At 41.9% G+C, this 23,043-nt stretch carries 12 protein-coding genes; 8 read left to right on the plus strand and 4 right to left on the minus strand.

Annotation, left to right across the window (positions count from 1 at the left end; genetic code table 11):
• On the minus strand, positions 1-75 hold a 75-nt coding region (locus V7L20_RS32600), incomplete at its 3' end, for a transposase-like zinc-binding domain-containing protein (RefSeq protein ID WP_442943530.1).
• 925 nt (positions 76-1,000) lie between these two features.
• Between V7L20_RS32600 and V7L20_RS11650 the strand changes: the two genes are divergently transcribed.
• Together V7L20_RS11650 and V7L20_RS11655 are read left to right on the plus strand one after the other, a co-directional pair.
• Positions 1,001-6,421 carry a phytase gene (locus tag V7L20_RS11650; RefSeq protein ID WP_334744232.1) on the plus strand — a complete coding sequence of 1,807 codons (5,421 nt, stop codon included), beginning with the start codon at positions 1,001-1,003 and terminating at the stop codon, positions 6,419-6,421.
• An 876-nt stretch (positions 6,422-7,297) separates the two neighbouring features.
• Complete coding sequence (locus V7L20_RS11655; RefSeq protein WP_334744233.1) at positions 7,298-10,396, plus strand: esterase-like activity of phytase family protein; 3,099 nt, start codon at positions 7,298-7,300, stop codon at positions 10,394-10,396.
• A 449-nt stretch (positions 10,397-10,845) separates the two neighbouring features.
• On the opposite strand, the gene V7L20_RS11660 is transcribed toward V7L20_RS11655, so the two are convergent.
• The gene (locus V7L20_RS11660; protein ID WP_334744234.1) at positions 10,846-11,058 is read right to left on the minus strand and encodes an FAD-dependent oxidoreductase; all 213 of its coding nucleotides are present in this window, start codon (positions 11,056-11,058) and stop codon (positions 10,846-10,848) included.
• Between the two features lie 504 nt (positions 11,059-11,562).
• Here V7L20_RS11660 and V7L20_RS11665 point away from each other — a divergent pair.
• Genes V7L20_RS11665 through V7L20_RS11680 form a run of 4 tightly spaced genes read left to right on the plus strand, consistent with a single transcriptional unit; the run spans position 11,563 to position 13,923 of the window.
• Positions 11,563-12,015: a hypothetical protein gene (locus V7L20_RS11665; RefSeq protein WP_334744235.1), complete on the plus strand. Its 453-nt coding sequence runs from the start codon at positions 11,563-11,565 to the stop codon at positions 12,013-12,015.
• Entirely contained in the window at positions 12,008-13,222 is a 1,215-nt protein-coding gene (locus tag V7L20_RS11670; RefSeq protein WP_334744236.1) for an NRAMP family divalent metal transporter, read from the plus strand. The genes V7L20_RS11665 and V7L20_RS11670 overlap by 8 nt, the downstream gene beginning before the upstream one ends.
• 3 nt (positions 13,223-13,225) lie before the next feature.
• Positions 13,226-13,585: a hypothetical protein gene (locus tag V7L20_RS11675; RefSeq protein ID WP_334744237.1), complete on the plus strand. Its 360-nt coding sequence runs from the start codon at positions 13,226-13,228 to the stop codon at positions 13,583-13,585.
• Complete coding sequence (locus tag V7L20_RS11680; RefSeq protein WP_334744238.1) at positions 13,585-13,923, plus strand: hypothetical protein; 339 nt, start codon at positions 13,585-13,587, stop codon at positions 13,921-13,923. Before V7L20_RS11675 ends, V7L20_RS11680 begins: the two co-directional genes overlap by 1 nt.
• A gap of 135 nt (positions 13,924-14,058) precedes the next feature.
• Here the strand turns inward: V7L20_RS11680 and V7L20_RS11685 are convergent, their stop codons facing one another.
• Positions 14,059-15,075 (minus strand): Vgb family protein, encoded by a 1,017-nt coding sequence (locus tag V7L20_RS11685; RefSeq protein WP_334744239.1) that lies wholly within the window; start codon positions 15,073-15,075, stop codon positions 14,059-14,061.
• 286 nt (positions 15,076-15,361) lie between these two features.
• Here V7L20_RS11685 and V7L20_RS11690 point away from each other — a divergent pair, with 286 nt between their 5' ends.
• Together V7L20_RS11690 and V7L20_RS11695 are read left to right on the plus strand one after the other, a co-directional pair.
• The gene (locus V7L20_RS11690; protein ID WP_334744240.1) at positions 15,362-17,749 is read left to right on the plus strand and encodes a glycoside hydrolase family 31 protein; all 2,388 of its coding nucleotides are present in this window, start codon (positions 15,362-15,364) and stop codon (positions 17,747-17,749) included.
• Positions 17,750-18,010: 261 nt separating this feature from the next.
• Positions 18,011-22,405, plus strand: a complete 4,395-nt coding sequence (locus V7L20_RS11695; RefSeq protein WP_334744241.1) for a PAS domain S-box protein — start codon at positions 18,011-18,013, stop codon at positions 22,403-22,405.
• Between the two features lie 85 nt (positions 22,406-22,490).
• Here the strand turns inward: V7L20_RS11695 and V7L20_RS11700 are convergent, their stop codons facing one another.
• Positions 22,491-22,973, minus strand: coding sequence for a DUF4168 domain-containing protein (locus V7L20_RS11700; RefSeq protein ID WP_334744242.1), 483 nt, complete (start codon positions 22,971-22,973; stop codon positions 22,491-22,493).
• Positions 22,974-23,043 lie beyond the last annotated feature (70 nt).

Below are 23,043 nucleotides of genomic sequence, written 5' to 3' on the forward strand. Positions count from 1 at the left end.
ACAGATGTAATTCTGTTTACCACGACGATGCCCGTTCTTACGGACATGATTAGATGCACAATTAGGACAGTTCATCCCTTAATTATGCAACGCCAGAATTGGTATTACCCACCTTAAATAATATCCAGTGAAAAACTTATCATTAAGACCGCAGGGGAACAAGAGCTTAAAAGTATTATCGTAGAACTGAACTATTTAGTTTTGTTGCCAACCACCTATTCTTAAGAGATTGTTTGCTCCATTTAGAAACATTCTTGAATATAAGGGAATTTTCAGATTGATTAAAAGGGCACAACAGCTCGAAACTTAGTTAGAGAAAGACATATATAGAGTTAACGAGAAAATAGCCATTCCTAAGTTTTGCTGACTGCGCCATCCGTTCGGGCTATATAGGACTCATATTTGATTGCGTGAAAAAAACTCAGTACACTTTTATTCTTCTTTCCAATCCCCAGTCTCTATAAGTAATTCAGTAATCAAATCGGATTGCTATATGACTGAAAATAATTGCTGTGGAACAAAAGCATCCCAAAACCTGCAATTATTTTTGTCTTAACCTCTTGATAGCTGTTCCTTAATTTAAGTGGAATAGTTTAATCTAGGAGGTTTGAAAACTTATTAGTCTCCAATAATTATAAAATGTGACATTGGCATCTAAGCTTCTGCCTTGGGAAACGAAACTACTGACCTCAACTGCTTTGGTTTTAAAGACTTGCATCAAGCTTTAAATGCGATATTTATTAACCTGCGATTCCTCTGTGGGCATAGCGATCGCTTTTGAGCTGTTACGAAGTACGGACGACTTTGGATAATTACCAAAGGCGATGTCTTTGACGAACTTAGCGGGTCAAACCGCAATACCAGTTAGGCAATAGATATTTGTTTCGTCTTTGTTTAACGCAGATTTAAGCGATGTTTAACGATAAGCCACTGCGTGTCTACGCCTTTAGGGAAACTTGAGGGCGATGGCATCAAGTGGAATTTACCTCAGAACTAATTTATGCTAACTACAAGCACAGTTCGCTTTTCTCAGTTCAATGCTTCTTTGAATCGCAACGCAACAGGTCAGTTAGTAACCGACCTGTCTACCCCTGACAATGCTCAAGCAAAAGCTGTTGCGGAAATTATTCAGCGTAACAACCCAGATGTGTTGCTGCTTAATGAGTTTGACTACTCCCAGCAAGCAGTTCAGTTATTTAAGCAAAATTACCTTGCAGTCAGCCAAAATGGTGCAACTCCTGTTGATTACCCTTACTTTTACATTGCTCCTTCCAATACGGGTATTGCCTCTGGTTTTGACTTAAACAACAACGGTGCAGTAGTTACAACCCCAGGCGAAGCGGGATATGGCGATGATGCCTTCGGATTCGGTAATTTTCCTGGTCAATACGGGATGTTGCTGTTATCCAAATATCCCATCGACACTGCCCATGTCCGCACCTTCCAAAACTTCCTCTGGAAGGATATGCCTAATGCTTTGCTTCCCGACGATCCTACAACACCACAGCCAAATGATTGGTATTCTCAGAAGGAATTGGAAGTTTTACGTCTCTCCTCCAAAAGTCATTGGGATGTACCCATCCAAGTAAACGGCGAAACAATTCATGTCCTTGCTAGCCACCCGACACCCCCAACTTTTGATGGACCGGAAGACCGCAACGGTAAGCGCAACCACGACGAGATCCGCTTTTGGTCAGACTATATTACCCCTGGCAATGGTAATTATATTTACGATGATCAGGGGAAAAGGGGCGGTATTGCGGCTGGTTCAAGCTTTGTAATTGTCGGCGATCAAAATGCAGATCCGTTAGATGGTGATAGTTTTGATAACGCTATTCGCCAACTGTTGCAAAATCCCAATCTTAATACCAATGTCATCCCTACCAGTCTGGGTGGTCCCCAACAAGCAGCCTTACAAGGTGGTGCAAACACTAACCAAAAGGGTAATCCTAGCTTTGATACCGCAGATTTTGCTGATACGACTCCGGGAAATCTGCGGACTGATTATGTGCTACCTTCTACTAACCTGACAATTGTCAATTCAAGAGTATTTTGGCCGCTAAATACTGACCCGACATTCTCCCCAGTTGGTACTTTTCCGTTCCCCAGTTCTGACCATCGCTTGGTGTTCGCAGATGTGCAAACCGGGGCGACTCAAGCAGGTAAAACTGTTCCCAGTGTGGAATTTGAACGACAAACTATTTTTCCTACTGGCTTTATTCCCACTGGTGCGGCGGGAACGGTGAATGGCGCACCGACTCCAGTGGGCGGACTATCTGGTGTCACCTACGATGCAGCTAACAACCGCTATTATGCTATTTCAGACGATCGCTCCCAATTTGCCCCTGCCCGTTTTTATACATTTACTGCTGCCGATTCTGGGGTGACTTTTACGAATGTCACACCACTCAAAGATAGCAATGGTAATTTCTTTGCACTCAATAGCCTCGACCCAGAAGGTATTGCTTTAACTAACAATGGCACTGTTTTCATCTCTTCAGAAGGCGAAGTAAATCCTACTGTTGGTCGTGTTACCAATCCCTTCATTAAAGAATTTTCCCTTACTACAGGGCAAGAAGTAGGAGCATTACTTGTTCCCAGCAAATTCCTGCCAGTAATTGAAGATACCAATAACAACGGTATTATCGATGCAAGTGATACGCAGACATCAGGCGTTTACAATAATTTAGCCTTTGAAAGCCTCACCATTACACCCGACCAGAAAACCTTATTCACAGCTACTGAAAACGCGCTTTCCCAAGATGGATTAAAGGCCTCACTTACCAGTGGCAGTCCTTCCCGGATTCTGCAATACAATCTGGTTACTGGACAACCAGAAAAAGAATACCTCTACATGACCGATGCGATCGCTCAACCACCCAACCCTAGCACAGGCTCTGCTGACAATGGTTTAGCAGATTTGCTAGCAATAGATAATCGTGGCACATTACTGGCGTTAGAACGTTCCTTTGCCCAAGGTGTAGGCAACACCATCAAAATCTACGAAGTTTCTTTGCAAGGTGCAACTGATATTAGTTTTTACGACTCTCTCAATAATTTGAGTGCTGAACAACTAGCTACTATCAAACCCGCTCAAAAACGTCTGCTGTTGAATTTAAATGATTTAAACTTGCCTAACGGTACAGATAACATCGAGGGTATTACCTTTGGGCCAAAACTAGCAGATGGTAGCCAGTCTATTGTACTGGTAAGTGATAACAACTTCAATCAAAGTCAATTTACCCAAATCCTTACACTGGATGCAGACTTAGTTGCAACTGCTGCACCCACAGTAGAAACCCGCCCCAATTTATTTGACGATAAAACACTCCCAGTAGATCAACGTGCTGATGCTGATGACCCTGCTATCTATGTTAATGCTACAAATTCTGCTGATAGCTTAGTACTAACCTCAGTCAAAAATGCTGGATTGCGCGTTTATGACTTGTCTGGCAATTTGTTGCAAACAATTAATCCTGGTGGCATTCGCTACAACAATATTGATCTGCAATACGGTTTTAAATTAGGCAATCAATCTGTTGATATTGCCGTAGCTAGCGATCGCCAAAATGATAAACTAGCAATCTTCAAAATTAACCCTAACCCCACCACCCCCGGTCAATACCTGGAAAATATCACCGATAGCAATATTGGTACTATTTTCCAAGGATTGCCTTTTGAACCTCCTTATTCTGCATCCACTCGCAGTTCTTACGGACTTACCTTATACCGTAGCCCCGTAACTAATGATTACTATGTCTTTACCAGTCGCCGCCAAACTGGAGACATAGCTCAGTTCAAATTGATTGATAAAGGTAATGGCCAAATTGGAGCAGAACTGGTGCGCGAGTTTACCATCCCCTCACCCACCGCAGCAGGGCGTTCTCCCCAAACAGAGGGTATGGTAGTTGACCAAGAAACCGGCTTTCTCTACATCGCCCAAGAAGATGTGGGCATCTGGAAATTCCAGGCAGAACCAAACGGTGGCACAACAGGCAAGTTAATTGATCGCGTTCGTTTTGAGGGTGGTTCTCACCTCACCGACGACGCCGAAGGGTTGACCATCTACTATGGCAAAAATGGCACAGGCTACTTGCTAGCATCCAGCCAAGGCGATAGCACCTTTGTTGCCTACACTCGTGAAGGTAACAACGAATACGTCGGTAACTTTGCCATTGGTAACAATGGGTCAATTGATAGTGTGCAAGAGTCAGATGGAGCTGATGTCATTAATCTGCCACTGGGGCCTAACTTCCCATTTGGTTTATTTGTCACCCAAGACGGCTCCAATGAACCAGCCAAAACTATCGATGGCGAAAATGTCAACTCTAATTTTAAGCTGGTGCCTTGGGAAAATATCGCCAATGCCTTCCCCAATACTTTAAATATCGACACCACTAGTTACAACCCCCGCAATCCTGTTGCCCAACCTAAGTTGACTATCTATGAATTTGAAAACCTACCCAAGCTAGGTACGACCTCTAAAGGTCAAGATATTTTCTTGGGTGGTTTTTCTGGGTTATATTTCCAAGGGTTTGCAGCCAATGGCAACCTGAAATTTATCACTAACACAGACCGTGGTCCCAATGGAGATTCTAATGGTTCAAACAGACCATTTTTCTTGCCTAATTTTCAGCCAGAAATAGTTAGCTTTGAACTCAACCGCACCACAGGTGAAATTAGCATTACCAACAGAACAGGATTATTCCGCCAAGATGGGACGACCCCATTAACGGGACTACCTAACTTGCAAGGAGTAGCAAGCGGTTTAGCTTACACTGATGAAATTGCTGTTAACTTAGACAACAAAGTTATAGCTAACGATCCTTTAGGTGCTGATTTAGAAGGAATTGTAGTTGCAGAAAATGGTGATTACTGGATGGTAGATGAGTACCGTCCCTCTATTTACCACTTTGACGCTAATGGTAAGCTGATTGATCGCTTTATCCCTCAAGGAACTGCCACAGCACCCGACCCAGACCAACCCGCCGGAACTTTTGGTACTGAAGTATTGCCAGCAGTTTATGCCCAACGCCGCAATAACCGAGGATTTGAAGCTGTGGCGTTGGAAGGTAATAAATTATATGCCTTTATCCAGAGTTCAATTGATAATCCAGATGTCGCCAATGATGCGACATCCAAAGCTTCTCTAAACCTGCGAATTCTGGAGTTTGATATTGTCGCCAAGCAGGTAACAGGAGAGTATTTATATCGCCTGGAAGGTCTACCGGCAACTGACAAAATTGGCGATGCAGTTTCTTTGGGTAACAGCAAATTTGCAGTAGTTGAGCGAGATGACAATAGTACATCTGCTGGCAATAAACTAATTTACCAAATTGATTTAGCTGGGGCGACCAACATCAACAACCCTGCTAACTTTACCTTGCCAGCTGGTAAAACTATTGAACAACTAACCTCTGCGGAATTAGCTACTGCCAATATTACCCCTGTCAGCAAGAGTTTGATTGCTAATGCTGCTCAATTAGGTTACACCGGGGTGGAAAAATTAGAAGGTTTAGCATTGGTAACACCGAACACTCTAGCTTTGATTAACGACAACGACTTCAATGTTACAGGTAATACCCCTGCTGAAAAACTTGGTATTCTCGAACTACCCAATAACCTAACAGTTGTAGAGCCTACTTTCCCCAATGGTTTTGGTTCTAGCAACAGCGATACTGTCAATCTTGAATCAGGACAATTCTTTAATGCCGGTGACGGAGCAGATTTTATAGAGGGTAATAAAAATAACACAATCTTGGCCGGAAACGGTGATGATACAGTGCTTGCAGGCAGCGACTCTTCAGTTTCCGGGAATGACGGTAACGATCAGATATTCATTGGTCAAAATGGCCCGGCTCAAAATACCAGTGCTGATGGTGGCAGTGGTAATGATGTTATTACCCTAGTAGAAGCCAGTGGTAGTAATAATTTGTTTGGAGCGGCAGGTGATGATACTCTCACAGTAATTGAAGGTTCTCGTCAATCATTATTCGGTGGTTCAGGTAAAGACACCCTCACGAGTAACGGTAGCAATAACCGTCTCTCTGGTGGTTCTGGAGATGACAAACTCTTCTCTAATGTCAATGATTCGCTATTTGGTGGCGATGGTGATGATCTGCTTTTTGCTGGTCAAGGAGGTAGCGATCGCCTCAGTGGTGGTGCTGGTGCTGACCAATTCTGGATTACCAATGGTAGTCTACCAATTAGTAAGAACATTGTGACTGATTTTACAGTCGGGATTGACAAAATCGGGCTTGGCGGTGTTGGCGTAACTCAATTTAGTGAGCTAACACTATCGCAACAGTGTAGTGGCACTTTGGTGAAAATCGGAAATACACAGTTGGTTTCATTGCTAGGAATTATCTCAACGAGTCTGACTGCAAATGATTTCGTTTTTTCTGCTAGCGTTGAGGCTTAGTTTGTTAGCTAGCGTCATCACCAATTCTAAATCATTCCTGAACAATTAGATACCCGACTTCTTAAAGAAGGTGGGTATCTAAATATTTTATTAGTTGTAAATATTTTTACAAATGCTATAAGCCCTAACGATTAAAATTGATGCGATCGCTAGCTAACTAAAACTGCAAAAACTCAAATTTTATCTTTTGATAATTATCTACAAAGTAAGTTGCATTTAAAATATAAATATGTGGACTTGATCATGTCAAAGTCTCATTGTTATAAATTTTAACCAGTATTATTTCTCCTGAAAATACTTAATCATTTATTCTATTTAATTTTATCTTATCTTAATCTTATCCTGGAAAAATATTTACTGCTAGCTAAGAGGTTGTTGGAAAAGTGTTTCTCTGTGAGTTTAAGCACTTTTAGATTCTCCCCTACCCTCCCTTTTTAAGGGGGAAACGGAATCAAAATCTCCCTTTTTAATGATGAGTTTAGAGGTATCTAAAACTTTTGATACCGACAATAGGACTTTTCAAACATCCTCTAAGTTATCTGCATAACTCCTATTGACATTAAATTCTGAATCTCACTATCCAGATTCATTATTTACTAACACAGATTAGTAGGTGACATTCTACTATCATTTATCAAAGTTTCGATAACTTTGATAAAATATGTGTTCGTAAATGTATTCTTTGCATCTGGAAAACCTCATTTCTATTTCTCTCTTCCTTGAAGAAAGACTTTGAATTTTGCTCCTTCCGCGTCGGAAAGGGAGTTATGGGGTTAGGTTTTGGTGGACTTTTTCACATAACGTGAATTGTCAGAATTTCAATAGTTTGTGATGTAGTTAAATCCAAATACATAACCAACATTTACATTTTAAACTATGGCAATTGAGTTAGTCGGCTTTGCTTCTTTACCTGCTGATACCTTCAGTGATGGCCCACCTTCTGGTGCAGACGTTTCAGCCAATGGCAGAAAGGGGCCTTTCCCAGGACAGCCAATACAGGGCTTTAGCGGTGTCCAATTTGCTAACAGCAACTCTTTGTACTTCTTATCAGATAATGGTTACGGTAGCAAAGATAATAGTGCAGATTTTCTACTGCGAATTAATCGTGTAGATCCAAATTTTAAAGGAACAGAGAATGGAGACGGCAGCGTTAAAATTTTAGATTACATTCAACTATCTGACCCTAACAAAAAAGTTCCTTTTCAAATTGTAAATGAGGGAACTACTGGAAGATTACTGACTGGTGCAGACTTTGATGTAGAGTCATTTGTATTTGATAAAGACGGGACAATCTGGGTTGGAGACGAATTTGGCCCCTACCTGCTGCATTTTGATGCCAGTGGTAAGTTATTAGAGGCTCCGATCGCTACACCTGACCGATTCAAAACTTTAGATGGAGAAGCACCTAAAGTAATTGGTCATAGAGGTGCAAGTGGCTATCGTCCAGAGCATACCTTAGAGTCTTATAAACAAGCAATTGCGCGAGGCGCTGACTTCATTGAGCCTGATTTGGTAGTTACAAAAGATGGTGTGCTAATTGCTCGCCATGAGCCTGCTTTAGCAGTTTTGAATGCTGATGGTAGTGTTAATTTTAACAACACAACCACAGATGTTTACAAGCATCCAGAATTTGCCGATCGCAAGAAAACAGTAAGTTTAGATGGAAATACAATTACAGGTTGGTTTGCTGAAGACTTTACCTTAGCTGAAATCAAGACTTTACGCGCAGAAGAACGTCTACCTTTCCGCAACCACTCCTTTGACGATCAATTTCAAATTCCTACCTTAACAGAAATCATCAATTTAGTTAAGCAAGTAGAAGCCGACACAGGTAAAAAAATTGGTATCTATCCTGAAACTAAGCACCCGACTTATTTTGCCAAAGAAGCTACTTATGTAGGCACCACAAACAAAATAAACAGAAACATCAGTCAGTTATTAATCGATACACTGAAGGCAAATAACTTTACTGATCCCAGTCGCATTTTCATCCAGTCTTTTGAAGTATCTAACCTTAAAGAACTGCATGATAGCATTATGCCGGCGGCAGGGGTGGATATTCCACTTGTCCAACTTTTAGATGCTAGTGACATTGATATCAACGGGAAAATCATCGAAAGTCAACCTTATGATTTGAAAGTCAGTGGTGACACTCGTACTTATGGCGACTTGCGAACACCAAAAGGCTTGGCTGAAGTTGCCACTTATGCCGATGGCATTGGCCCTTGGAAGCGGATGATTGTTAGCGTCAAAGGTACTGATGCTAATGGTGATGGCAAAGCCGATGATGTCAATAAGGATGGAGTGGTCAATGATGCCGACAAGACAACGTTACCTCCTACTACCTTAGTTCAAGATGCTCACAATGCTGGTTTGCTGGTTCATCCTTACACCTTCCGGGCGGAAGACCAATATTTAGCGGCAGATTACAAGGGTCAGCTAGCACTAGAAATTCAGCAGTTCTATCAATTAGGCGTAGATGCACTTTTCTCAGATTTCCCAGATATTGCCGATAAAGTACGGGATCAACTTAGAGATGATCCTCAATATAATGTAGTGCGATCGCCACAAAACCCCGATGTTCTCTCAGGAGATGCTTTTGCTAACTTAGCTAGTTCCAAAGGTTTTGAAGGTGGAGCAATAAACGCTAGCAAAACCAAACTCTATATGCTGTTAGAGGGTACGGTTCAAGGCGATACTCCTGGTGCTTTGCGGATTAACGAATTTGATTTAGCCAGCCATAAATACAGCAATCAGTTACATTACTACAGATTGGATAATCCGTCAAATTCTATTGGGGATTTAGCAGTCATTAATGACAATGAGTACCTAGTTATTGAACGGGATAATAATCAAGGGGCTGCGGCTAAATTTAAGAGGATTTACAAAATAGACTTGTCTAAGACAGATTCTAATGGCTATGTAGCTAAAGAAGAAGTTGCGGATTTGTTAAACATCCAAGACCCCAACGATCTGAATGGGGACGGTAAGACTACCTTTGACTTCCCATTCCAAACCATTGAGAATGTTTTAGTTGTTGACAAAAACACCATTTTGGTGGCTAATGACAACAATTATCCCTTTTCTACAGGTCGTCCTGGAAATGATGCTCAAAATCCAGTCATAGACAACAATGAGATTATAGAACTGAAGTTAGACAAGCCCCTTAATCTTGCTCCTGGTTTAGGTAAACCTCAAGCAGAAGAAATTAATTCTGGCTCTACTAGCAGCGATGATATTACTGTTGAGCCAAATCAAACCTTATTTACAGGTGAGGGAGCAGACTTTGTAGAAGGTACTAAAGGGAACACAATCCAGACTGGAAACGGGGAAGACACGGTGCTAGTGGGCAGCGACTCTTTAGTATCTACAGGAGACGGTAATGATCAGATATTTATTGGTCAAAACGGCCCAGCTCAAAATGCTACTGCTGATGGTGGCAATGCTAATGATGTTATTACCGTAGGGGAAGCCACTGGTAGTAATAATTTACTTGGGGCAGCAGGTGATGATACTCTCACAGTCATTGAAGGTTCTCGTCAATTATTATTTGGTGGCTCAGGTAATGATACTCTTGGCAGTAGCGGTAGCAATAACCGTCTCTACGGTGGTTCTGGAGATGATAAACTCTTCTCTAGTGTGAATGACTCCCTGTTTGGTGGCGATGGTGATGATGTGCTATTTGCTGGTCAACAGGGTGGTAATCGCCTTAGTGGTGGTGCTGGTGCTGATCAATTCTGGATTACTAACGCCAGTCTGCCAACTAGCAAGAACATTGTGACTGATTTCGCGATCGGCACTGATAAAATCGGGCTTGGTGGTATTGGTGTAACTCAGTTTAGTGCTTTAACACTATTGCAACAGGGTAGTGATACTATTGTGAAAATTGGAAATACACAGTTGGCTTCATTGCTGGGAATTACATCAACTAGCCTCAAAGCAAATGATTTCGTTTTTTCTGCTAGTGTCATTTAGCCAAAAGATGATTACAGCTTAGGTTCAACGAATGGTGTTAACTTAAGAAAAAATCTGCTTTGAGAGGACGTTTTGCCCTCATTCCCGAACCCCTTCTCCCAAGTTGGGGTTCGGGGAACTAGATAGAAGATTTGCTCCCCTCTGGCAAAATTGCTTTCAGGGTTGGGGGTGAGGGTCAAACCTGGAAAGTTCGCCAAATCTAGCTTATACGTTAATAGTACTTACGCACTGTACAAAATAACTATCTTGTGAAATAACGTATTTACGTTATTTCAGGCTTTTGTCAATTACCATTGATTGGGTGCGTAGGCGTAGCCCGCACTTCTCTACGAGACGCTGCGCGAACGGCTGCGCTCAGTGACCACCGCAGGCATCGCCAAAATCTTATTGAAAAACCTAGCTATAAACCTTGAAAACTATATTTGTTATTTTGGCCTTTCTGTCAATGCTTAAGTCCTAATTAAGTTGACACCAATGGGGCCATCATCCAGCACTACCACTGATTTACCTGCGCGGGTTAACATATATGCAGTTGACATCCCCGCTATCCGAGCACCGACAACGCACACATCTGCATAAGTATTTTCGATAAGCACAGGTTGCTCTGGGACTTCTGCCGTTGTTATCCAAATAGAGATACTTTTACCAGAGTCATTTTGCATATTTTTTTAGAGTCTTAAGCCTAACTTAATGGTGCTATAAACAAGGTTATGGAGATAAGAGTAATGAGAAACTAGAAGGAAAAATATTTTGATATTTTTCCTTCTATGATGTGCCTTTATGTGTCTTTCAACCTTGCTAAAACTAAGCTAAGATGTGTATTCCAGCTTGTTATTGTATAAGCCTAGACTATTAATTGTAAATAACGTATCTGCATCATGATAGACATCAAAATATGCTTAATAGGGGATGAGATTACTAAAAATTTGTAGTTTTGAAATATATTTTAGAGTATTTTGTAAAACCTTTGACCTTATAACCGTCATAATTTACTATAAATGAAAGTAATATCCTAATTTTTGAAGCTAATTTACGTGAATACAATAAAATTTGAAAATGAGTATTAGTTTGAAATAATTTTTTACAAAATATTTCCTTAGATAGATGTACACTGTTGTTAAGGTGAGGGAAAAAATTAGATTGCGTTGGCTATGGAGAGTCTGTAAATGCCAGAGCCTGGTAAATTAGGATATGTAATTAATTGTTTATTAATACTGACATTGTTAGCCTCTTGCAGTGGTAAAACTTCCGTAGAAGATATGGAAAAACAAATACAAGATATATCTTCTTGGGTAGCAACAGCAAATATGATTGGTGATGCGTGGTTACGTAATGTTGTACCAAATAAATATGCTGAACAAACATTGAAAAAAGCTACAGAAGAACTGCGGAAAGAAAAAGAAAAAATAGACAAAATAAAGTTATCTAAAGATGTAACAAAACATGATAAATCACAACTATTAGCTGAGGTTATACAGTTTGCAAATAAAGTAGAAGAAATGTCCAGATATGTAGGACAAAAGAATCGTTCAGAGGTACAGCAAAAACTTGGAGAATTAGCAATAGAAGAACGATCGCTAAACAAGCTAAAAAAAGTAGCAGGGCAAACCAATGAATAAAATTTTGGAAATCGCGCTTGGTATTGTTACCAGTATTGGTGGGTTTCTAGATGTAGGTGCGATCGCAACTGCTGCTGAAGCTGGATCTACTTATAGCTTTCAACTAATCTGGGCGTTTGTCTTAGGGACAATTTGTGTAATCTTTCTGGTGGAAATGTCTGGACGTTTAGCAGCAGTTAGCAAACATACATTAGCTGCGGCGGTGCGAGAACGATTTGGGTTCAATTTTTATATTATTCCCCTAGTTGCAGAAGTTGCCGTTGATTTTCTGGTTTTAGCAGCCGAAATTGGCGGTGTTTGTATTGCCCTGCAATTAGTAACAGGCATTAGTTTTCAGTGGTTTGCTTTACCCGTGGCCTTTGCAATTTGGTTGCTACTTTGGAAAGGGACATTTGGATTAATTGAAAACGGTGTTTCTTTATTCGGATTGATTACCTTAGCATTTGTCGTCGCTACTTTTAAGCTGCATCCATCATTGACAAAAATTGGTTCTGGTTTGTTGCCAACTCTGCCGCAACAAGACACTGCACATTATTTATACCTTGCCGTTGGCATACTAGGGGCATTGATTAGCCCGTACTTGTTTTATTTCTACTCATCTGGTGCAGTAGAAGACAAGTGGGATGAAGGGTATATCGGTGTAAATCGCGCTGTTGCTGGTTTGGGGATGGGCTTTGGTAGTATAGTATCCCTGGGAGTGTTGATTGTGGCAGCACTAGTACTCGGTCCCAAAGGTATCCAGGTTGATAGCTATGAACAGGCGGCGCTGATGTTGACAGAAACCTTTGGTTACTGGGGCTTTGTGCTATTTGCGGCATCTTTAGGGATTGCTTGCTTTGGTGCAGCACTGGAGGTAAGCCTTGATACAGCGTATATTGTAGCTCAAGCTTTTGGTTGGAATTGGGGCGAAAATCTAAAACCAAAAGATGCCGCACGCTTTAGTTTAGTTTACACCGTGTTTGTCTTTCTTGCTTCACTACTAATGGTTTTTGGTATTGATCCATTGCAATTGACTTTGTTTTCAATGGCAATTACAGCAGTGATTTTGCCGCCTGTAATTATACCTTTTTTGGTTTTGATGAACGATGAATTATACGTTGGCAAGTATCGCAACGGCTGGATTAGTAACAGTGTTGTCATTTTTACAATGGCGCTGACATTTGTGCTAGCGATCGTTGCTATCCCATTGGAAATTATTGGAGGATAGGAAATGGATATTATTAGAGATGTCCTTGATAATCAATTAGTTGACCGCAATCAACGCAAAATGGGTAAAGTTGATGGCATTGTGATGGAATTGCGAGACGGCGAACCACCACGACTTGCTTATATAGAAGTAGGAGTAACAACCCTTGCCAAAAGGCTAAATCCCCGCTTGGCATCTTTGATAGCAGCAATTGCAAGTAAATGGGGTGTTAAACAAAGTGAACCGTTTCGGATTCCCTGGTCAAAAGTGCGGGATGTTGGTATTGATGTTGAAGTCGATGTTGAAGCTGAAGCAACACCAGCCTTAGGTTATGAAAAATGGCTGCGCGATCGCATCATCGCCCGAATTCCAGGAGGGAGATAATGACAACTCGTGAAATTCATTTAGAATTACTGCTAGGTAAACCAGTATTAGATTCAGCTGGTAAAGTTATCGGACGCATTGAGGAAGTACGTGCCGAACAACAAGGCAAAGAATGGATAGTTAAGGAATATCTTATCGGTTATGCTGCCGTGTTAGAACGGCTATCCGCTTGGACAATTGGGTTAAAAATTTTGCATTTACTGGGGGCGCAGAAAATCTACGGTGGTTATACAGTACCTTGGGACAAGCTAGATTTGACTGACCCTGACAAGCCGCGTTTGCATTGCAGTATAGATACATTAAAGTCGTTAAACGAGCAGCCGCAGGACACAGAGTAATTTGGTTTTGCAATACAACGTTTTTACAAAGGTTTTGAAATCATACAAAATCATTTTCATGCTTGAATTCAGCAATGCCAGAATTAATATTAGTAGTGATGGATTGATTTAGGAGAAAGCTTAATTGCTGGATTTTTATGATGTGGCTTTCTGCTTACGGCTAACTACCTTGCCTATTCCTAGCACAGCACCAACCACCAATACAGCTAGATCCATTCTAGGTTCAGGAACAATAGTGCTATCTTCAGTGAAAGCCAAAAAGCCAGCCCCATTCAACCCACCTCTACCGGCAGGGACAAAGGTGTCAATAAAAGCTCCTGTCTTGCCATCATAACGCAACACATTGTTACTATTTAAACCACTAACGTAGAGGTTGCCGTCAGTACCAAAGATTGGCTTTACAGGACCGTCAAGTCCGCCACTGCCAGATGGGACAAAAGTGTCGATAAAAACTCCTGTCTTACCGTTATAGCGCAAGATATTATTAGTCCGAAAGTTAGCAACGTAGAGATTACCGTCTGGTCCAAAGCTCAAGCCATCAGGTTCCGACCCTTTTTCCTCTGTAGCAAAAGTATCAATAAAAGCTCCTGTTTGCCCGTTGTACCTTAAAACACTATCAGTCAGACTACTACTGACGTAGAGGTTGCCGTCTGAACCAAAGCTCAAACCAAAAGGTGCAGTGAGTCCGCCGCTACCTGAGGGGACAAAGGCATTGATAAATGCTCCTGTTTGCCCATTGTAGCGTAGAACACTATTACTAGTGCGGCTGTTAATACTGGTAACGTAGAGGTTGTTGTCAGGTCCAAAAACCAAGTCTTCAGGTGTATCTAGTCCGCCACTACCTGAAGGAACAAAGGTACTAATGAAATTCCCTGTTTTTCCATCGTAACGTTGGATGCTACCGCTCAAAATACTACTAACATAGAGATTTTTATCGGATCCAAAAGTTAAACCAGTTGCTCCCTTTAGTCCGCCACTGCCGGAAGGAACGAAGTCATCAATGAATTCTCCCGTTTTTTCGTCATAGCGCAGAACGGAGTTATTATAATAACTCCCGACTAAAAGCGCTGCATTAGCTCTTGGGGCTATCCACCCTAGTAATGCAAAGCTTATTAGTGGAAGGCTGATATAACAAAAGTTGAAAAATCTCATAATTTTATTAGCTCCTGCAACCATAATTACTTAGTACAGTTAATCATAAATTTGTAGCCTTTTGTTTGTCCTGCTTCCCCTGCCTGCCTCAACGGATAAATTTCCTTAATCCAAGCGTATTGGTATTTACTGTGGTAACGATACAAGCTTGTGCATTACAGAAAACCACTCTTGCTAAAAAATATCTGCTAATCTTTCACCCAACTTCTAGCGAAAGAAAGATTTTGAGACTAAGTATCTCTGTAATCATGAAATGCGGACAAGTATTACCTGCTGAATAACTGATATGCCGCAATATTTCGGAAAACTACCTACTACTAACCAACCTTGGACAACTCTTAGCAATGTAAAAGCTGTAACCTGGGACAATAATATTATTAATTTTGACTGTGGCGACTCACGCCTGACCATCAGCGTACTTACTCCGAATTTAATCCGCGTGCGTTTCGCACCAACTGGGGAATTTATGCCTCGCCGCTCTTGGGCAGTGACGCTGGATGATGCAGAATGGGGGACAACACCTTTTGCAGTCCGGGAAACTGAAGCAACGGTAGAAATTGAAACAGCACAGATTCGTGTGTCTGTCCAGCGAGAAAAGTGTCGCATCGCCTGTTTTGACAAAGCTAATCGTCCGTTCGCCCAAGATGCAGAGATGGGTATAGGTTGGCGGATGGGTGCAGTTGCAGCGTGGAAACAAATTGCAACCGATGAACATTTCTATGGCTTTGGTGAACGCACAGGTTTTCTGGATAAACTCAGCCAAGTAAAAACCAACTGGACAACGGATTCCTTAGATTATGATGCCCTGACTGATGAAATGTACCAAGCAATTCCATTTTTTATGGCTTTGCGTCCAGAGTTAGGCTATGGCATCTTTTTCAATACCACTTTTTGGAGTCAGTTCGATATCGGTGCTGAACAACCAGGTATTTGGAAGATGGAAACTCGTGGCGGTGAATTGGATTATTATATTATCTACGGCCCCGAACCAGCCCAAATCCTGGAGACTTATACTCAGCTAACTGGGAGAATGCCATTACCGCCGAAATGGGCGCTAGGTTATCATCAATGTCGCTGGAGTTACGATTCAGAAACCGTTGTGCGGGAACTGGCGCAAGAATTTCGTCAGCGTCGCATTCCCTGTGATGTTATTCACTTGGATATTGACTATATGCGAGGTTATCGGATATTTACCTGGAGTCCTCAACGCTTCCCCAACCCAGCAAAACTTATTAGTGACTTAGCACAGGATGGTTTTAAAACAGTCACAATCATTGATCCTGGTGTGAAGTATGAACCAGAAGGGAATTATGATGTTTTTGACCAAGGATTAGAAAACGATTATTTTGTGCGTAAAGCTGATGGTACCTTATTCCACGGCTACGTTTGGCCTGAGAAAGCTGTTTTTCCTGACTTTTTACGTCCTGATGTGAGTAACTGGTGGGCTGATTTACACAAAAGCTTAACCGAGGTTGGTGTGGCAGGTATTTGGAATGATATGAATGAACCCGCCATAAACGATCGCCCTTTCGGCGATGATGGTGAAAATGGAAAGATTTGGTTTCCCCTAGATGCACCGCAGGGGGGTAAGGAGGCAGGGGGCAGGGGGCAGGGGGCAGGGGAAAAAGAATTCTCTGTGTCTGCTTCTACTCATACAGAAGTGCATAATTTGTATGGGTTGATGATGGCTAAAGCTTGTTATGAAGGGTTGGAACGGCATCGAGGCTCAGAGCGATCATTTGTGTTAACGCGATCGGGTTATGCTGGTGTGCAGCGTTGGTCTTCTGTGTGGATGGGAGATAACCAATCGTTGTGGGAGCATTTAGAAATGTCTCTGCCGATGCTTTGCAATATGGGACTTTCGGGTGTGGGGTTTGTAGGTTGCGATATTGGCGGGTTTGCTGGTAACGCGACTGCTGAATTATTCGCTCGCTGGATGCAAGTAGGAATGCTCTACCCAATGATGCGCGGTCACTCGGCAATGTCTACTGCTCGTCATGAACCTTGGGTATTTGGCGACCGCGTTGAAAATATCTGTCGAGAATACATTAATCTGCGTTACCAATTACTTCCGTATATTTACAGTCTTTTTTGGGAAGCGGCAACAACAGGCGCACCGATTTTAAGACCATTATTGTACCACTTCCCTAACGATCCGAAAACCTATAGCCTCTACGATCAAGTATTGCTAGGTGCATCGCTGATGGCTGCACCAATTTACCGTCCTGGAGTTGAGCATCGAGCTGTCTATTTACCCGGCGGCACTTGGTATGATTGGTGGAGTGGCGAACGTTATGAAGGCCCGACTCACATTCTTGCTCATGCACCATTAGAAAGAATGCCACTGTATGTCCGTAGCGGTGCGATCGTTCCTATGCAACCTGTCAGGCAATACGTTGATCAAGCCCCACTCGATGAGATCCGATTACGGATTTGGCCTGGTAATAACGAATATCAGCTATTTGAAGATGATGGACAAACAAACGAGTATCAAGATAAAAAGTTTTCGCTATCAAGTATCAGTGTATTTACTGCATCTAATCAAACAGTAGTTGAAATTGGAGCGAGAATAGGAGAATGGACACCTCCACCGCGTGAAGTGATTGTAGAACTTGTTGGGGTTGGAGAGCAACGTTTCCAAGATGATGGTAAGCGACATACTCTGCAATTTTGAAATACGGATTGGGGATTGGGCATTGGGTATTGGGATTAGATATTAAAAATTAGCGATTAGGTATTAGGAAGGATTTTTCCCAGTCCCCAGTCCCCAGTTCAACCACCATTATTTCCTACTGTAAATTATGCAAAAAAAATATCCATAGAGGTAAATAAAAAGCAAGTCAATGGGTAACATAAAATGCAAAGATAGAAATGGCTAAACCGTAATAAATACCTAAGTTTACTACCCTAGATATATGCGGTTAGAGAACAATCAATGTTAAATGTTAACCGCTTGCGGCTGCAAGATATATTTAAAATACCTACAAATTCACTTGTGGCAAAAGTCGCAAGTGCGATCGCTGTTTTTGTTGGTAGCTTGGTACTAGTTGGTTGGTGTCTTGGCATTGAAGTTCTCAAGCGCGGCTTCCCCAGTAGTCCTGCCACAATGAAAGCCAATACAGCGCTGTGTTTTGTGCTGTGTGGTATGTCACTGTGGCTATTTTTAACAGGAGGAGAGCAAGGCGCAAAGGAAAACAATTCAAAATCCAAAACTTGTACTGAGCGTAGCCGAAGTATTCAAAATTCAAAATTATTTCTTCACTTCCCTACTCTTTTAATTTCTAAGGCCTGTGCAATAGCTGTCACCACAATAGCTGCGCTTACAATCTGTGAATATGTGTTTGGCTGGAATCTCCACATTGACGAACTACTGTTTCGTCATTTGTCAATTAATATAGCGACATTGCATCCAGGGCAAATGGGCGCGAACACAGCAGTGAACTTTATCCTGGTTAGCGTTGCCCTACTGATTCTGGTTCATTCAAAAACCCACCGCAGTTATTGGTATGTTCAAATTATCGCTCTGATCGCAACTTTAATTTCCTTTCAGGCGCTCATAGGCTATGCCTACAAAGTGAAAGTTCTCGAGGGACTTGCCCCTTATACCACATCAATGGCTTTACACACGGCGGTGTTGTTCCTCTTACTAAATATAGGCATTCTGTGGGCGCGGCCAAAACAGGGGCTAATGAGGGTAGTTACAAGTGATAGTTACGGCGGCTTACTTGCACGTCGTTTACTAGTTGCCGCGATCGCAGTACCTTTTATATTAGGATGGGTAATCGTCGAAGGTCAACGGACAGGACAATACGATCCGGCTTTTGCAGTATCAGTATTTGCGATCATTCTGATTGTAATTTTTACTATTTTGATTTGGCAAAGTGCCAGGGTTATTGAAGGCCTCAGCCATCAACGCGATCTTGTCCAAAAAGCACTTAGAACCTACGAAGCTAAACTGGGAAGTTTTGTAGATTCCAACGTTATCGGCATTCTGTTTGGTGATGTTTATGGCAATATCCAACAGGCAAACGATGAATTCTTGAGGATGATTGGTTACACGCGGGAGGATTTGTTAGCAGGTAGGTTAAGTTGGCACAATATCACACCACCAGAGTATTTATACTTGGATGAGCAAGGTGTCGCCGAAGCAAAGGGAAACATCAACGCTACTTGTACGCCTTACGGGAAAGAATATATTCGCAAAGATGGTAGCCGTATCCCGGTTTTAGTTGGTTACGTGCTGCTAGGAGAAAACCGCGACGAGTCAGTAGCCTTTATCCTCGATTTGACCGAACGCAAGCAAGCAGAAGCAGAGCAACAAAAATTAGTATCGTTAGTAGAAAATAGCTCCGACTTTATTGGCATCGCCACCCTTGAGGGTCAATTACTCTACATAAATGATGCAGGTCAAAAGCTGGTAGGGCTTTCCAGCCTTGATGAAGTCAGGCAAAAGGCAGTATTAGATTACTTCATGCCCAAAGACAAAACCTATTTTCAACAATATATACTGCCGACTGTGCTACTACAAGGGCGCTGGCAGGGAGAATTCTGCTTTCGGCATCTCCAAACAGGTCAACCGATACCAGTTGATTACAATATCTTTACTGTTACAGACAATAATACAGGTCAGCCAATTGCCTTAGCAACTGTGACTCGCAACATCAGCGAACAAAAAGTGGCTAAGGAAAAAATCTTACAATTAAATAAGGATCTACAGCGTCGTATTACTGAATTACAAACTCTATTAGAGGTAATTCCCATTGGAATTGGCATTGCTGAAGACCCAGAATGCCAAAATATCAAGGTCAACCCTGCTTTTGCCAAACAGTTGGGAATATCATCAGATACGAATGCCTCTCTCAGCGCTCCCTTAGGCGAAAAACCGATAAGCTTTAAAATCTACCGCGAGGGAAGGGAACTTTTATTAGAAGAACTCCCGATGCAATATTCTGCTGCTCATGGTGTTGAAGTTGTGGATTGTGAATTAGATATACTGCATCAAAATGGTAAAATTGTCAATTTATTGGAGTACGTTGCACCCTTGTTTGATGAGGAGGGTAAAACCAGAGGAAGCGTTGGTGCATTTTTAGATATTACGGAGCGCAAACAGGCACAAGAAGTCGTCTTAAACCAGCAAAAATGGCTAGAGAATGTGTTAAATCTGATGCCAAGACCCTTGCTGTTTATCGAACCAGAAACGGCGCGGGTAACTTTTGCCAATCGCTCTGCTAACGAATTAGCTGGGGGCGAATTTCCCAAAGGCGTACCAGCCGCAGAGTATCACACAGTCTATTACTATACAGATGCGGCTGGCGATCGCATCCCCAATGAACTTATGCCAGGAGTGCGGGTTGCTCGTGGCGAACGCCTGAATGGATTGGAGGTCGACTGGCACACTCCTGCTGGCGTACTATCTCTACTAGTATTTGCTGATACTTTACCAGCAATGCACGGTCATCCGGCTACCTGTATCTTGGTGTTCCAAGATATCAGCAACCTCAAAGATGCCCAAAAAGCACTTTCATTAGGTTACAAAAGGCTAAACCTACTATTTGACACAGCCAATGATTTATTATTGAGTCAGCAACCAGTAGCACTAATCGATAAGGTCTACCAAAAACTAAGAGACCAAATTGCTTTAGATGTTTACTTTAACTATTTGGTTGAGGATAACTCTCAGCTAATGCGGCTAGAGTCTTACAGTGGGATTTCCCCAGAACTGGCAAACCAAATAGAGTCCTTGGAATTTGGTAAAACCGTTTGTGGGACTGTCGCCCAGGAGCGTTGTGCAACTGCTTTAGAGAATGTGCAGCAATCAATTGACCCGCAAACAGAATTGATTCGCTCTTTAGGTCTTACTGCTTATTATGCATACCCATTGATCGCCCAGGGACGGCTATTGGGTACTCTTTCTTTTGGCAGCCGCACTCTGTTGAGCTTCACCGACAATCAAAAAGGGATGATGCAAGCAGTATGCGACCAAATAGCGATCGCAATGGAACGAGCTAGTTTAATTGCTTCTTTGCAACAACAAACTGAGCATTTGCAAGAAGCCAACCGCATGAAGGATGAGTTTCTAGGGATATTGTCCCACGAATTGCGATCGCCCCTCAATGCCATTCTTGGCTGGGCGCAATTACTGCAACGAAGCAAGCTTAATGAAACCCTAATAGCTAGGGCTACAGAGACAATTGAACGCAATGCTAAGGCACAAACCCAGCTTATTGAAGACTTGCTGGATATTTCAAGGATGATGAGAGGTAAGTTACGCCTCAATGTCCGTACTTGTAATTTGCTTCCAATGATTGAGTCAAGCCTAGAGACTGTTAGCCTAGCCGCCCAATCTAAGGAGATCGATTTAAAATTTTCTCTTATTCCCTCAAAAGAAACGCGAAATGCGCCACCAGAGACACTCCCCGTGGTCACTTTCGCGCCAAATTCAGATTTGGAATTAGGAATCAATCACGAAAATCTAGAATCAACAGAAGCACAATCCCAAACCATGTTGGGCGAAAATTCTCAATTTTTAGTATCTGGTGATTTCGAGCGCTTGCAGCAAATAATTTGGAATCTGCTATCTAATGCCATCAAATTCACACCCAAAGGAGGACGGGTAGAGGTGCAATTGTCTGTAGTCACTGGCCAAGAAAAATATGCCCAGATTCAGGTAATTGATACAGGTATTGGTATCAGCCCTGATTTTCTTCCTTGCGTTTTTGATCGCTTTCGTCAAGCTGATAGTTCTAGTACTAGAACCTATGGTGGATTAGGACTAGGATTAGCGATCGCGCGTAATTTAGTAGAATTACATGGTGGTACTATTTATGTAAATAGTCTAGGTAAAGAACAAGGGGCAACGTTTACAGTCAAACTACCACTTCTGAAGAGTCCGCCCCTCCACCCCATTGCCCCTCCACTTCTCTTTTCCTCTTCTCCTTTAACTCTCTGTCTGCTTGGTGTACGCGTGCTAGTTGTAGATGACCAAGTTGATACCCGTGACTTCATCACCACAATCCTCGAACAGTACCAAGCCGAAGTTCAGGCTGTAGCATCAATTCCAGCAGCATTGCAGCTAATGACACAGTGGAAACCAGATGTTTTAGTTAGCGATATTGATATGCCCGATGAGGATGGTTATTCTTTGATCCGCAAAGTGCGATCACAACCACCAGAACTACGGGGAAATATTCCCGCCGCAGCGTTAACAGCTTATACCAGGGCAGAGGATCAGATGCGAGCTATACAAGAAGGTTATCAGCTATATTTACCTAAACCTATTGAGGCAGCTGAGTTAGCTACAGTAGTTGCCAGACTTGCTGGACGAACTTAGAGAAAATGGTTAATGGTCATGTATTTTAAAGGATGCTTGAAAAGTTTTGAGTAGTTAAATTTTATGCTTTTTATGCGGCTTTTAACTATGGAGAGTCAGGACTTTTTTGTAGGCGTAATAAGGTATTGTAAACCTGCTGTTTTAAGATATCGTTATTTTGTAGTTCTATAGTGATTTTGTTAAACTGCTCAAATCTTAAACCCTTTTCTTCAACAACTTTTTGAGCATAGTTACAGTAATTCACTGCGATATCTTGAGCCTTCTTTGGAAGACCATTTATGCTGTTAGAATCGTTACAAACAATCTGGGGAATTTCTCTGTTGCCAATAAGTTTTTTAATTTCTTCAAAGGCATTTTGACGCGCAGGTTCCATTGCAAGCACAGCTTTAGCATAGCTGTTAATTTCAGTATTGTTAACTATTGGTGATGGAGTTTGACTATAAGCTTTTGAACTCAATGAAAAAGCATTAGAAATTACACCCACAGTGGCGATCGCACCGAAAAAGAATGATTGGGAAAGGATTCGCTTTCGGCTAGATTGGGAAAATAAATCAGAAATTTTCTTCATATAGTGTATGATACAAAACTACATCAGGGATATTATAAGAACGTTGAATTATTTTCTGAGTTGGAAGTTC

Source organism: Nostoc sp., from assembly GCF_036916735.1.
In the GTDB taxonomy this organism is placed as follows: domain Bacteria; phylum Cyanobacteriota; class Cyanobacteriia; order Cyanobacteriales; family Nostocaceae; genus Nostoc.